The organism is Flavobacterium sp. DG2-3, assembly GCF_030730925.1.
Lineage (GTDB): Bacteria > Bacteroidota > Bacteroidia > Flavobacteriales > Flavobacteriaceae > Flavobacterium.
The window spans coordinates 34989-48492 of the sequence record NZ_JAVAMB010000003.1 but is presented as its reverse complement, the minus strand read 5'-3'; the positions used below and the strand labels follow the sequence as shown (position 1 = coordinate 48492).

The following is a 13504-nucleotide window of genomic DNA, read 5'->3' as shown; positions in this document are numbered from 1 at the left end:
TCTCAGCAAATTAATCGTGTATGAGAGTAAAATTACTTACCACAATTTCTTTTTTCACTTACCAAATTAGCATTTCCCAGACAGAAAAACTGCTCAGTGGAAAAGTAATCGATCAAAATTTTACTCTCAAAGGCGTAGAAGTAATTAATAAAACTGCCCAAACCAGTACACGAACTAACGAATTAGGAGAATTTTCGATTTTGGTAAATCCGAAAGACAGTTTGCTTTTCTTTCATAAAGATTATTTTTTCAGCCGTTTAAAAGTTACTTCAGAAAATATTCAAAACAACAATCTCGTTGTAAAAATGATTTTAAAACCCGAAGAACTAGAAGAAGTTGTATTGACTACAATTAAATTTCCTAAAATAAAATATGATGCAGAGGCCATCAGTAAAATTAAAATGGAGAAAGCCAATAACGATCTAACACGCTTTATTCCCGGCTTCAATAATACACTTTCTAACGGATTGAATATTGGAGTGATTGGCAGCGGGCTTTTCGGCTTATTCAAAAGAGAAAGAGAAGAGCCGAAAAAGGAAATTCCTAAAATCGATTTTAGAAAATTAATTGCTACAACTTGCTCTGAGGATTTTTTTAGTAAAGATTTAAAATTAAAATCAGAAGAGAAAGAACTTTTCCTTCAATTCTGCGACGCCGACCCCAACTCCAAAACACTTCTTGAACATCCAAATATTCTGGCTACAATGGATTTTTTACATGCTAAAAATAAAGAATTTAAAAGTTTAAAGTAGAATTCCAAAAAAACTCGAAATAAAATAAACCTGAAACTTGAAACTATTATTTATTCAGCCACCAAATACTACCATTCAAAACTGTTGCAAAACCAACCCAAACTAAATAAGGAATTAATAAATAAGCTGAAAGTTTATTGATTTTGATGAATTTCAGATATGTTTCGTAAATCATCAGCCATAGCAGCACAATTTCTATTAAAGCTAACATCGGGTTTTTTAATCCGAAGAATAAATACGACCAAATTGAATTTAAAATCAATTGGATAATGAAAAAAAGTAATGCTTTTTTTACTTCTTCTGTATTTTCTTTTATTCTATCCCAAACTAAAGCTGCTGCTATAGCCATAAAAATATAAAGTACAGTCCAAACTGGCATAAAAATCCAGTTCGGCGGATTAAAAATCGGTTTTTCAATTGTTGGATACCAGGATTCTACACTCGGTCTGGTTACCAAACTTGCAGAATATCCAACTGCTAAACAAACAATTAAAGCTATAATGATTTTTACCGTTTTATTCATTGTATCAAATTTTGAGTTCAAAAATAATCAAAAGAAAAATGAAACCATATAAGTAATATAAGTTCATTTAGTAAAGGCTTTATATTTTCTTATATAACTTATATGGTGAAAAAATTTAAAAACTATCTTTGCCAAAATTTTATAATTCATGTTAACAGCAGCCGATTTTATTCCAGCTCAATATACTTCAATAATAGAAAACGGAAACTTTGAATGGAGTGCTCCAAGCAACATTGCCTTAGTTAAATATTGGGGCAAAAAAGACAATCAGATTCCGGCAAATCCTTCAGTAAGTTTTACTTTGAATAACTGTAAAACCATTACAAAATTGGCTTTTGAAAGAAAAGACGCTTCGACTCCGCTCAGCGGGACAAAAGCTTTTTCTTTTGATTTACTTTTTGAAGGAAAACCAAAAGAAGACTTTAAGCCAAAGATTCAGAAGTTTTTAGAAAGAGTTGAAGTTTATCTGCCGTTTTTGAAGGATTATCATTTTACAATTGATACACAGAATACTTTTCCGCACAGTTCAGGAATTGCTTCTTCGGCTTCTGGAATGGCGGCTTTAGCAATGAATTTTATGAGTTTAGAAAGAAAACTAAACCCAGAAATGACAGATGAATATTTCTATCAAAAAGCATCTTTTTTAGCTCGTTTAGGTTCTGGAAGTGCCTGTCGAAGCGTAAAAGGAAGTGTAGTCGTTTGGGGAAATCAGGCGAATATTGAAGGAAGCGCCGATTTATTTGGAATTGAATTTCCTTATGCTATTCACGAAAATTTCAAGAATTATCAAGATACGATTTTATTGGTTGATAAAGGCGAAAAACAAGTTTCGAGTACTGTCGGACATGATTTAATGCACAATCATCCGTATGCAGAAAGACGTTTTGCTCAAGCACATGAAAATCTAGACAAATTAATCACCATTTTCGAAAATGGAAATATCGAAGAATTTATCAAAGTGGTAGAAAGTGAAGCTTTGACTTTGCATGCTATGATGATGACTTCTATGCCGTATTATATTTTGATGAAGCCAAATACATTGCAAATCATCAATGCTATCTGGAAATTTAGAGCTGAAACTCAGATTCCAGTTTGCTTTACACTAGATGCTGGCGCCAATGTGCATGTGCTTTATCCTGAAAATGTTGCAACAAAAGTATTGCAATTTATTCAAACCGATTTAGTTGTTTTCTGTCAGAATAGTCAGTACATTTGCGACGAAATTGGAAACGGTGCAATTGCATTGTAATTTTGCGTATCTTTAGGTAAATTTTTAGGTTATGGACATTATTCAATTAGATAGAGAAGAAGCAATGAAAATGCTACAGGAAACGGATGACCATTCATTGATAGTGAAAATTAAAAAAATGCTTGCGAAAAAGAAAAAGGATTGGTGGGATGATTTGACTGAAGAGCAGAAAAAAGAACTTGAACTTGGTTTCAAGGAATTTGAAAGAGGGGAAGTTGTGAGTTACGAATCTATTTTACAAAGACACGGTTTGCGTTGAGAAAAATTGAATTTACTCTAAAAGCCGAAAAGTCTTTTGAAAATATTTTAAGTCACTTAGAGGGAAAATGGTCATTAAAAAGAAAAATTGATTTTTTGAAAAAATTTAATAAATCAATTTTGGCAATTCAATTGTATCCAGAAAGTTTTCCTATTAGTGAAAAATTTAAAACTGTTAGAAAATGTGTTTTAACAAAACAAACGACTTTCTATTATGTTTTTAATTCAAAAGTAATAACTATCATCTCCGTTTTCGACACCAGACAAGACCCAAATAAAATAAAAAAAGACATTAAATAAATCATGAAAGGACCATTATTTTACTCAAAAATATTACTCTTTGGAGAATACGGAATTATCCGCGACTCTAAAGGACTTTCTATTCCTTATAATTTTTATAACGGCGCTTTGAAAAAAAGCGAAGAACCTTCGGCAGAAGCTATTGCATCAAACAAAAGCTTGAGAAGTTTTGCTTCTTACCTGGAAGTTTTACATACGCAACAGCCGGAGTTGGTTACTTTCGATTTAGAAACTTTAAAAAATGATGTCGAGAGCGGCATGTATTTCGATTCTAGTATTCCGCAGGGTTACGGTGTTGGAAGCAGCGGTGCTCTTGTTGCGGCTATTTACGACAAATACGCTACAAACAAAATCACAGTTTTGGAGAATCTTACTCGTGAAAAACTATTGCAATTAAAAAATATATTTTCACAAATGGAGAGTTTTTTCCACGGAAAAAGTTCTGGTTTAGATCCTTTAAACAGTTATTTAAGCATTCCGATTCTTATTAATTCTAAAGATAACATTGAAGCAACTGGAATTCCGACTCAAAGCTTTGACGGAAAAGGTGCTGTCTTTTTATTAGATTCTGGAATTGTTGGCGAAACCGCACCAATGGTTAACATTTTTATGGAAAACCTAAAAGACAAAGGTTTCCGTGCGATGCTTAAAAACCATTTTGTAAAATATACCGATGCCTGCGTAGAAAACTTCTTGCAAGGCGACATGAAATCTTTGTTTACCAATACCAAGAAACTTTCTAAAGTGGTTTTGAATCATTTTAAACCAATGATTCCAGAACAGTTTCATGGAATCTGGCAGCACGGAATTGATACCAACGATTATTATCTAAAACTTTGCGGCTCTGGTGGTGGCGGTTACATTCTAGGTTTTACCGAAGATTTGGAACGCGCTAAAGCTTCGCTGAAAGACTACAAACTGGAAGTCGTTTATCAATTTTAAGCTTTAGGTTTATAGACATAGCTGGTAAATACTCTTCTTTAAATTAATCTTTAAAAGATATATAATTATGAAAAGTATTTTAAAAATTATCAAAGCAACATTTTTGGGAGGCATTCTATTTCTGGCTCCCTTAATTTTATTGCTTGTACTTTTAGAAAAAGGCTTCTCTATAACACAAAAAGTTACTAATCCGATTGTAAATAATCTCCCTAGAGTCAAAATTTTGGGATTGGCTTTACAAGAAATTGTAGCCATAGCGATTATCGTAATTATCTGTTTGGTAGCTGGGCTTATTTCAAGAACTATTTTTGCTAAAAAGCTTATTCTGAAACTTGAAGAAAGCGTTTTAAGTTTTGTTCCTGGTTATTCATTTATGAAAAACATGAATGAAAGTATTATGGGAATCGAATCTAATGAAAATCTAAAAGTTATTCTAGTTCCGACAGACGCTGGATTACAATTCGCCTTTTTGATTGAAGAAATTAACGAAAATAAATTTGCCGTTTTTATTCCAGACGCACCAAATCCGTGGAGTGGTTCTGTGGTTTTTGTAGAAAAGAAAGACATTACAGAAGTTGATATTTCGCAAAAAGAAGCATTGGCCTGTATTAGAAAATTAGGATTTGGTTCTAAAAATTTATTAAAAAATAAGCTTTAATCATTCTAAAAAAAATATTTGCCTTAAATTACCACTCTAAAAACTATAACCCATAAGAAATGCTGAGCAGACAAAATAAACTTTTAATAATGAAAATTGTTAGTCTGTTCTCTGTAGTTCGTGGTTACAACATTCCGATTATTGTTCTGGCGCAATATTTATCGGCTATTTTTATTCTTGCACCAGAAATTAGAGCGCTCGATATTTTACTTGATTTTCACTTATTCTTAATTGTTTTTGCATCTGCAATTACAATTGCTTCGGGCTATATAATCAATAATTTTTACGATAGTCAGAAAGATTTAATCAATCGTCCGAATAAATCTATGTTGGATCGATTGGTGAGCCAGAAAACTAAACTATCTGTTTATTTTTCTCTAAATTTTCTTGCTGTTTTAATGGCTTTTATTGTTTCTTGGAGAGCTTTTTTATTTTTTTCAGCGTACATTTTCTTGATCTGGTTTTATTCTCATAAAATCAAAAAATATCCAATTATCGGAAATTTAATGTCGGCATTGCTGGCAGTAACGCCTTTTTTTGCAATTCTACTTTATTTTTACAATAAGGTTTCTTTTGAAGAAATTGAGAATCACATGAGTCATTTTGTAGTGATTTCGGCGCATGCTATGTTCTTGTTTTTACTTTTACTGATTCGAGAAATGATTAAAGATTTGGAAAACCTAAAAGGCGATTTGGTAAATGATTATCGCACTATTCCTGTGCTTTATGGCGAAAAAGTTTCGAAACAGGTTATTACGGCGTTAACTATTTTGACTATTCTTCCCGTTTATATTTTGGTAAATATTTATGATGTCGGTTATATGGACATTTATTTTTATGTCTGTTTTGGCGTTTTACTTTTTTTCCTGATTTATTTGTGGAAATCCGATTCTAAAGAACAGTATTTACGACTTCATAATGTACTCAAGTTTTTGATTGTAGCTGGAGTTTGCTGTATCGTTCTGATTAATCCGAGCGTTTTATGGCACGGAAGGGAATTGATTTCTAATTACTGATTGTTTATTCCACAAAGATTCGCCAAGATTTTTTAAAAGCTTTTCTTTAAATGAACTTCTTCTGTCTTTTATCCTTTTACAATAATTTTAATTTCTTTGCGCATCTCGGCGAAATTCTTCGTGATCTCTGCGGCACAACACCACTCAATACCTAAAAGAAGCCTATTGTTTTAATTTAGCCCCGATTGAAGTGTAAATCCTTTTATTTTTTGCTACCAAAAAATAAAAGATTGAAGCGGAAAGCGGGAATCCATGTTAAAAAAAAGCCTATTGTGATGCTTCTAAACCATTTAAAAATCAGCGCTATTAATCTAAGAACAATGAACTTAAGATTTATTAGCAGGAAAAAACTATCTTTGCACAAATTAATGATTGTATGAACAACAAGGAAGGCAATAATAAAAGAGGCGGATCGAGACCAAACAGCTCTAGACCAAGCTCTAACAAGCCAAAACCTCCTATGGCAAAACGCGCGCAGGGACCTAAAAAAGTAAAACCTGAAGTTAAAGCAGCGCAGGAAGCAGCAGCCGAAAAAGTGAGAAAACAAAATCAGCCTGCAAAGAGACAAAAAGCTTCAGATGAAATTCGTCTGAACAAATACATCTCTAATTCTGGTGTTTGCTCGCGTCGTGATGCGGACATTTATATCCAGTCTGGAAACGTAAAAGTTAACGGTAATGTAGTTACTGAGATGGGATATTTGGTAAAATTAAATGATGTTGTAAACTTTGACGGCGTTACTCTGACTCCTGAAAAGAAAGAATATATTTTATTGAATAAACCTAAAAACTTTACGACTGCTTTTGATGAAGGCCAGGAATACCGTAACGTTCTAGAACTTGTTCGTGGTGCTACAAATGCAAAAATTGCAGCTGTAGGAAGAATGGACAAGAATACAACTGGTTTGCTTTTGTTTACAAACGACACAGATATGATTCGTAAATTCACGCTTCCGAATCAGAAATCGCCTAAAATTTATCAGGTTTCTTTAGACAAAAACTTAAAGTTTGAAGATTTAGAAAAAATCAGCAAAGGTTTAGTTCTTGACGGACACCGTATCTCTGTTGAAGAAGTAAGCTACATAGATAACGAACCAAAAAGTGAAGTTGGCCTTAAATTGCGTACATCTAACGTAAAAGTGGTGCGTGCTATTTTTGAATCTTTCGAATACAATGTATTGCGTATTGACCGTGTTTCTTTTGCTGGATTAACCAAAAAGAATCTTCCTCGAGGAAACTGGCGCTTTTTGACCGATCAAGAAATTATCAATTTGAAAAACATGTAATTGTTTTCAAATTAAGATTATAAATGAATCCTGTTTTCTTCTGAAAATGGGATTTTTTATTTTTAGAAACTAAAGAAATTATGTCCGAAAAGGGTAAAAATAGATCTTCCGATAGATTGGTTTTTATCTTCTACTGTTTCGTAAGATGAAAAGCCTAGGATGATTTTGATTCCGGGAGGAATACTGTTTAAAATTTCTCTTTTTTGGTCGTCTAAAAGAAGTTTTAAACTTTCTATTAATTGAAGATTGTATCTTAAGTAAGACATTACAAGTAATGCTGAAAAGTTAAGTATTTCACGAGCTGTTTCGCTTTTTATACCAACTTCATTGGAAACCATTTCTGAAATTCTGCCTTTTTTATTAGCAAATAATTCTTTCAGCAATATATTTCCTTCTAATCGGTAACAGTCGTCGACTGATAATATTCTGCCTGCATTAAAATCTACTTCTTGGTAAAAAGTGGAATCTTCTTGGATTAGTGAAACGATTTCAGAATAAAAATCAGATTCTTCGGCTTTGTTGTAGAGTCCCATTAAAATCGTGCCGATCGAGACGTCTATTCCCTTTATTAGCAGTGCATCATTCTCAAAATAAAACTTGTTTAACTTGGAGACAACATTAGAAGAAATAAAGCGTCTAAGTTCAATTTGTAGGTTTGGGGTCATACTCATAACTTAAAAAATGATTATTTATATTCGTTTAAAATAATCGATAAAATGAGGCTTTTTATCGTTTATCGTGATAAAAATATAAAATATTTTAACATTTCCAAAAATTAAGTTAAAAATTTACCTTCCTAATAACCAGTTCTTAACAATAAAAACTCCTTAACACTAGTAAATACAACCTTTTCGCCTTCAATTACAAAATAAAAACATGTAAGAAAAACCTTTTGTTTGTTTTTATTTCTAAAGCTAAAGACCTGAAAATGTTATAGAATTAAAATAAAATGTTTCGATATTCCCACATAATGCTTAAAAATATACCCAAATAAACTACTGCAAACAGAAAGTTAACAAAACTCGAAGCGAGGAATCCTAATAGCGATCCAGTAGCTGCTTTTAAGGCCCTTTGATGATTCTGAGAGTCATACATTAATTCGCCGATAAAAGCACCCACAAATGGTCCGATTATAATTCCAAACGGAATTGGCGCTAAAATTCCGACTATCAAACCAATGTTGGTTCCCCAGACCCCTTAGGAGCTCCCACCGAACTTTTTTGTTCCTTTTGAAGGAATTACATAATCTAATATTGTAATAATGACCATTACAACAAAAGTGATTCCTAATACCCAGTAATTATTTTCGACTGCCTTTGTGAGATACAGCAAAAGCAGTCCGACCCACGAAGAAGATAAGCCAGGAAGAACAGGTATAAAGCTCCCGAAAACTCCAACAATCATACATATAAAACCTAATAATACTAAGATTAAATCCATAACTTTTTGTAATTTTGCACCTACAAATTACATTAAATTTTGTGAGATGCGTTATATAATTCAAATATTACTATATACATTTCTAATTTTTGCGATTAGTCAGAATAGCAATGCGCAGACAAAAAAACTTCCTTTACAAGATCAAATATTGCAAGACAGCTTATATCGAATCAACAAGAAAAAGATTTTAAATTTTTCTATGAAGGAATTTGATGCGCTTTTCTTTGAGTTTTTTACCAAGAAAAACAATCCAGATATTTTGCTGACTAAGACCGAATATTACGACTATACGGTTCAAATTGCCACTTTTTCTGATCGTCTTGCTCGTTTGTATCCTGATCAAAAAGAAGTTGCCGCTCAAAACAAAGAAAAATGGCTGTCGGAAAGCTATGAAGATTATTTAGAATACAAAGCATCTCAAAAAAAATAATCGTATTTTTATACCACAATTTTTTTCTATTCAATTCAACTTTAAAATCTTGAAGCAGTTTTTCCTATTTTTCATTTGTCTCCTTTTTAATTCTTGTCAATACTTTGAGAAGCAGGTTCCGTCTGAAAAAGAGTTACTTCAAAAGGAATTAAAATCAATCAATTGGAAAGAAGTTGATGAATATCCTTCTTTACCAGATTGCGATAAAATTGCAGATAAAAAACTTCGCCAGCAATGCTTTTTTGAAGTAATGTCGAGTCTCATTCAGGAAAAATTAAACATCGATACGTTGTCTATTTTATATCCTGAATTGGATACAATTGAAGTTAAAGTAACTGTCTTTCCTAACTCTACGATGAAGTTTGAGCCTCAGTTTCCTAAAGATTCTGTGGCTTACGACACCATAAAAATCGACAGCATACTGCATGCGCGTCTAGTCGATTTCCCAAAAGTAAATCCAGCCATAAAACGTGGGATTCCAGTAAAAACGCAATTTATTTTGCCGGTTATTATAAAAGCAAAAGAAGATAAATAAATTTAACCATGTAAGGCATATAAGCTTATTATAAGTTACTTTTTGAATTTTCTGTCTTTCCACTCGTAAGAACCAAATAGACTATACAAAGCGACAGTTGAACTAAAAAACGGATAAAGCAAACTGCTTAATAAAAGGCTTTTAATTCTCGTTGTAGTCAAAAATTGATTCGTTATTGAAAGCAAAACAAAATCAATTGCAACTTTAGCAAAAGCAAAAATTACAAAAATTGGATAAGGCCAGATTCCGAAAATCAGAAGAAAAAATCCAACAACAAAACTTAGATTTCCAAAGAAAACAATTAGCCCCAAAAATTTACCAAAAGTACTTTTGTAAGAACTTGTTTTGGCGGCCCAACGCACTCTTTGATAAAATAAAGATTTCCAATTTTCGGTTGGCTTTGTTGTGACAATTGCCTCTTCTGCCTTTAAGTAATGGACTTCTTTCGGGAATTTTTCAATTGCTTTTTGCAGTAAAAAAACGTCATCGCCACTTGCAATTTTATTGTTGCCCTCAAAACCATTCAAATCTTCAAATAATGATTTTTTGTACGCAAAATTGGCTCCGTTGCACATAAAGCCATTTTTCAAACCAAAACTTCCAATTGTTGCGCCTTGCAGGCTTGTTAAATCTAATTGCTGAAAATGATCTAAAAAAGAGTTATCACATTCATAAGTCACAGCTCCAGCTAGCATTGAAACTTTATTTTCTTGAATGTAATTATCAAAAGTCAAAAGCCAGTTTTCAGGAACAATACAATCGGCATCGGTGGTAATAACCCAATCGGTTTTCACGTGTTGCATTGCGGTTGTAATGGCATCTTTTTTGGGAGAATTAGAAGTCCTGAAATTATCAACAATAAAAACTTGGAATTTGGAATTTAAAATTTGGAATTTCTCGATAGAGCTGTCATCTACCAAAATAACTTTGAATAGATTTTTTGGATAATTCACATTAGAAAAACTTTCTAAAAGTATTGGAAGATTTTCTTTTTCATTCCGAAAAGGAACTATAATCGTAAAACTAGTTTTCGGATCTAGATTCTTTTTTTGGTATGTTTTTATTTTAAAAAAACCATAAATAAGCAAAGCAATGCTTATGATGTAAATGGCTAATATGGAAAAAAATCCAAAAATCATTCTGTCGTTTTGGTTTTAAAATTCAATACAAAATAACTTCCTAAAACAACTGGCAGAACTACATTTAGAAACCACATCAAAGTAGAGATGAAAATGACAATCCATTCGTTTACGCCCAGAATTCCAAAGAAATAAATGGCAACACTTCCTTTTACGGCAAAATCTAAAAACTGAAAAGTCGGTAATGACGAAGCCAAAAAATAAACCGATGTAATCGCTGCCATTAATGTCAAATACGGCAAATCGACATCAAAACCCAAAAACAAAAAGTAATATTGATGCGAAAAAACCACATAACGGCAGATTCCTAAAAAGATATTTTTCTGATGAACTGATTTTGGAATTTCATTGATTTTATGAATTAGTTTTTCAATAGAATAGCCTTTAATTTTTATTTTTTTGATGGAAAAAAGTAGAATTAAAAGCAATAGAAATCCTCCGAAAAGAATCAGCACTGTTTTGGTTGTAATAACATTGAACTGCGCATTGAAATATAGCAGTCCGAAAACTCCAAAAATGATCGTTAAAATCATCTGAATTCCGTTGCAGATTAAGTTTAGAAATACGACTCTTTTGGCCTCCGATTTTGGATAATATAACGCTTTTCCTGCGTACTCCCCTACTCCATTTGGCGTAAAAATCCCAGCTGTTAAAGCGGCTAAAACCTGTTTTGTAGCTTCGTAAAGCGATATCTTATGAATAACCTGCGCGAGATTCTGCCATTTCAAAATCTCAAAATAGCGGTTCAAAACACTCAAAAGCAAAATAAACGAAATCCCTAAAACCGATTGATTTTTTTGGAACAATACAATAAACTTCTGCCAGTCTAATTTGTCGTTATTCGCCAGCTGGTTGTATATAAAATAAAATGCACCGCCAACGATTAAAAGTTTGGCCAGAAGAACTAGGAATTGCTTAGCTTTGTGAGGAATTGAAATCATGCCGCAAAAGTAAAGCTATTTCGCAAAGATTCACGAAGAAATCACAAAGATGCACGGAGAAAATAAAAACTTTGTGAATCTCTGTGGCAGCTTAGCGAAACTTTGTGTAACCAACTAAGAATGACACAAGAACGCATCATATTAGGTATTGACCCCGGAACCACAATCATGGGTTTTGGACTGATAAAAGTAACCAATAAAAAAATGGAATTTCTGCAATTGAACGAACTGCAGCTTTCCAAATACGATAATCATTACCAAAAATTAAGAATCATTTTCGAAAGAACGATCGAATTAATTGAAACGCATTGCCCAGACGAAATTGCGATTGAAGCACCTTTCTTTGGCAAAAACGTTCAGTCTATGCTTAAGCTTGGCCGTGCGCAAGGGGTTGCAATGGCTGCGGGACTTTCAAGAGGAATTCCGATTACAGAATACGAACCTAAAAAGATAAAAATGGCCATTACTGGAAACGGAAATGCCAGCAAAGAGCAGGTTGCTAAAATGCTGCAACAGCTCTTAGGATTAAAAGAATTACCAAAAAATCTTGATTCTACAGATGGTTTGGCGGCTGCGGTTTGTCATCACTTTAATTCTGGAAAAGTGGTCGCTGGAAAAAGTTATTCAGGTTGGGACGCATTTTTTAAACAAAACGAGGATAGAGTTAAGAAATGAGTCAATGTGCCAATTTGATAATTAGATAATTCTATAGACACTGAAATAAATTATCTAGTTAAATTTGTCAATTGAGATAATTTGAAAATTAGATAATTCTGTACACAACTAAATAAATTATCTAATTGACACATTCTCTAATTATCTAATTAAAAATGTCAGGCATCTACATTCACATACCATTTTGCAAGCAGGCTTGTCATTACTGCGATTTTCACTTTTCGACTTCGATGAAGAAGAAAGATGAGATGGTTTTGGCTTTGGCTAAAGAAATTGCGATGCGTAAACCCTTCGGCTCCGCTCAGGATGACAATATCATTGAAACCATTTATTTTGGCGGTGGTACTCCTTCGGTTTTAACTTCTTTTGAAATCAATTTTCTGATTGAGGAAGTTTATAAAAACTATAAAGTTGCCGAAAATCCAGAAATTACGCTCGAAGCCAATCCAGATGATTTGTCTGCTGAACGAATTTTAGAATTATCAAAAAGTCCGATAAATCGTTTAAGCATCGGAATTCAGTCTTTTTATGAAGACGATTTGAAAATGATGAACCGTGCTCATAATTCGGCGGAAGCCAAAAAATGTTTGGAAGAAGCGACCAAATATTTTGATAATATTTCGTTGGATTTAATTTATGGAATTCCAGGAATGAGTGACGAAATGTGGAGACAAAATATTCAAATTGCTTTGGATTTTGGCATTCCGCATATTTCGAGTTATGCTTTGACGGTCGAACCAAAAACAGCTTTGAGCAAATTAATTCAGACTGGGAAAATTGCTGAACCGCAGGATGAAGCGGCTTCTAATCATTTCTCGATTTTGGTTGACATGCTTCAGAAAAACTGTTTTATTCATTACGAATTATCGAATTTTGGAAAAGAAAATTATTTCTCCAAAAATAATTCGGCGTATTGGCTAGGCAAAAAATATATCGGAATCGGTCCGTCGGCACATAGTTATGATGGAGAAAAACGAGGTTGGAATATTGCTAATAATTCGCTTTATCTAAAAGCAATTCAAAACAACGAACTTCCGATCGAAACGGAAACTTTAACCATTTCTGACCGTTATAATGAATACATTATGACGGGTTTACGAACGATTTGGGGCGTTTCTCTGGAAAGAATTGAAAACGAATTTGGAATCGAATATTTGAATTATCTTAAAAAGCAATCTCAAAAATTCTTAAACGATGATTTGCTTTCAATCGAAAACAATATCTTGAAACCAACTTTAAAAGGAAAATTTCTAACGGATGGAATTGCTAGCGATTTGTTTTATTTGGATGTTGAAGTTTAACCGCAAGGTTCGCTAAGAATTACGCAAAGAACGCTATTTTTATTTTTTTTGTAAGAATTA

Annotated in this window: 16 protein-coding genes and 1 pseudogene; 12 read left to right on the top strand and 5 right to left on the bottom strand. The window is 32.9% G+C overall.

Annotated elements, in window-relative coordinates; all coding sequences use genetic code 11:
* Positions 1 to 20 precede the first annotated feature (20 nt).
* On the top strand, positions 21 to 752 hold the full coding sequence (locus Q9Q97_RS06290) for a hypothetical protein (RefSeq protein WP_306155675.1): 732 nt from the start codon (positions 21 to 23) through the stop codon (positions 750 to 752).
* A 46-nt stretch (positions 753 to 798) separates the two neighbouring features.
* Here Q9Q97_RS06290 and Q9Q97_RS06285 read toward each other — a convergent pair whose 3' ends face one another.
* Positions 799 to 1275 (bottom strand): TspO/MBR family protein, encoded by a 477-nt coding sequence (locus tag Q9Q97_RS06285; RefSeq protein ID WP_306155673.1) that lies wholly within the window; start codon positions 1273 to 1275, stop codon positions 799 to 801.
* 148 nt (positions 1276 to 1423) lie between these two features.
* Between Q9Q97_RS06285 and Q9Q97_RS06280 the strand changes: the two genes are divergently transcribed.
* The 7 genes from Q9Q97_RS06280 (at position 1424) to Q9Q97_RS06250 (ending at position 6983) form a co-directional block, all read left to right on the top strand.
* Positions 1424 to 2524: a diphosphomevalonate/mevalonate 3,5-bisphosphate decarboxylase family protein gene (locus Q9Q97_RS06280; RefSeq protein WP_306155670.1), complete on the top strand. Its 1101-nt coding sequence runs from the start codon at positions 1424 to 1426 to the stop codon at positions 2522 to 2524.
* Between the two features lie 31 nt (positions 2525 to 2555).
* Entirely contained in the window at positions 2556 to 2783 is a 228-nt protein-coding gene (locus Q9Q97_RS06275) for a hypothetical protein (RefSeq protein ID WP_306155669.1), read from the top strand.
* A complete protein-coding gene (locus tag Q9Q97_RS06270) occupies positions 2780 to 3082 on the top strand; it encodes a type II toxin-antitoxin system RelE/ParE family toxin (RefSeq protein ID WP_125723185.1) in 303 nt (100 codons plus the stop codon). Before Q9Q97_RS06275 ends, Q9Q97_RS06270 begins: the two co-directional genes overlap by 4 nt.
* A 3-nt stretch (positions 3083 to 3085) precedes the next feature.
* Positions 3086 to 4024 carry a mevalonate kinase gene (locus tag Q9Q97_RS06265; RefSeq protein WP_125723184.1) on the top strand — a complete coding sequence of 313 codons (939 nt, stop codon included), beginning with the start codon at positions 3086 to 3088 and terminating at the stop codon, positions 4022 to 4024.
* Between the two features lie 67 nt (positions 4025 to 4091).
* Entirely contained in the window at positions 4092 to 4682 is a 591-nt protein-coding gene (locus Q9Q97_RS06260) for a DUF502 domain-containing protein (RefSeq protein WP_306155666.1), read from the top strand.
* Between the two features lie 59 nt (positions 4683 to 4741).
* Entirely contained in the window at positions 4742 to 5698 is a 957-nt protein-coding gene (locus Q9Q97_RS06255; protein WP_306155664.1) for a geranylgeranylglycerol-phosphate geranylgeranyltransferase, read from the top strand.
* A gap of 376 nt (positions 5699 to 6074) precedes the next feature.
* A complete protein-coding gene (locus Q9Q97_RS06250) occupies positions 6075 to 6983 on the top strand; it encodes a pseudouridine synthase (RefSeq protein WP_306155662.1) in 909 nt (302 codons plus the stop codon).
* Between the two features lie 62 nt (positions 6984 to 7045).
* Here the strand turns inward: Q9Q97_RS06250 and Q9Q97_RS06245 are convergent, their stop codons facing one another.
* Both Q9Q97_RS06245 and Q9Q97_RS06240 read right to left on the bottom strand, forming a co-directional pair.
* The gene (locus Q9Q97_RS06245; protein ID WP_306155659.1) at positions 7046 to 7648 is read right to left on the bottom strand and encodes a DUF937 domain-containing protein; all 603 of its coding nucleotides are present in this window, start codon (positions 7646 to 7648) and stop codon (positions 7046 to 7048) included.
* 274 nt (positions 7649 to 7922) lie between these two features.
* Positions 7923 to 8423, bottom strand: a pseudogene (locus Q9Q97_RS06240) (DUF456 domain-containing protein).
* A 199-nt stretch (positions 8424 to 8622) separates the two neighbouring features.
* Between Q9Q97_RS06240 and Q9Q97_RS06235 the strand changes: the two are divergent.
* Together Q9Q97_RS06235 and Q9Q97_RS06230 are read left to right on the top strand one after the other, a co-directional pair.
* Positions 8623 to 8853, top strand: a complete 231-nt coding sequence (locus Q9Q97_RS06235; RefSeq protein WP_306155656.1) for a hypothetical protein — start codon at positions 8623 to 8625, stop codon at positions 8851 to 8853.
* 49 nt (positions 8854 to 8902) lie between these two features.
* Entirely contained in the window at positions 8903 to 9388 is a 486-nt protein-coding gene (locus Q9Q97_RS06230) for a hypothetical protein (RefSeq protein WP_306155654.1), read from the top strand.
* 35 nt (positions 9389 to 9423) lie between these two features.
* On the opposite strand, the gene Q9Q97_RS06225 is transcribed toward Q9Q97_RS06230, so the two are convergent.
* Positions 9424 to 10527, bottom strand: a complete 1104-nt coding sequence (locus Q9Q97_RS06225; protein ID WP_306155652.1) for a glycosyltransferase — start codon at positions 10525 to 10527, stop codon at positions 9424 to 9426.
* On the bottom strand, positions 10524 to 11468 hold the full coding sequence (locus Q9Q97_RS06220) for a hypothetical protein (protein WP_306155649.1): 945 nt from the start codon (positions 11466 to 11468) through the stop codon (positions 10524 to 10526). Before Q9Q97_RS06220 ends, Q9Q97_RS06225 begins: the two co-directional genes overlap by 4 nt.
* A 120-nt stretch (positions 11469 to 11588) precedes the next feature.
* On the opposite strand from Q9Q97_RS06220, the gene ruvC reads away from it, so the two are divergent.
* Both ruvC and hemW read left to right on the top strand, forming a co-directional pair.
* Complete coding sequence (ruvC, locus tag Q9Q97_RS06215) at positions 11589 to 12143, top strand: crossover junction endodeoxyribonuclease RuvC (protein ID WP_306155647.1); 555 nt, start codon at positions 11589 to 11591, stop codon at positions 12141 to 12143.
* A gap of 155 nt (positions 12144 to 12298) precedes the next feature.
* Complete coding sequence (gene hemW, locus Q9Q97_RS06210; protein WP_306155645.1) at positions 12299 to 13444, top strand: radical SAM family heme chaperone HemW; 1146 nt, start codon at positions 12299 to 12301, stop codon at positions 13442 to 13444.
* The last annotated feature ends 60 nt before the right edge of the window (positions 13445 to 13504 follow it).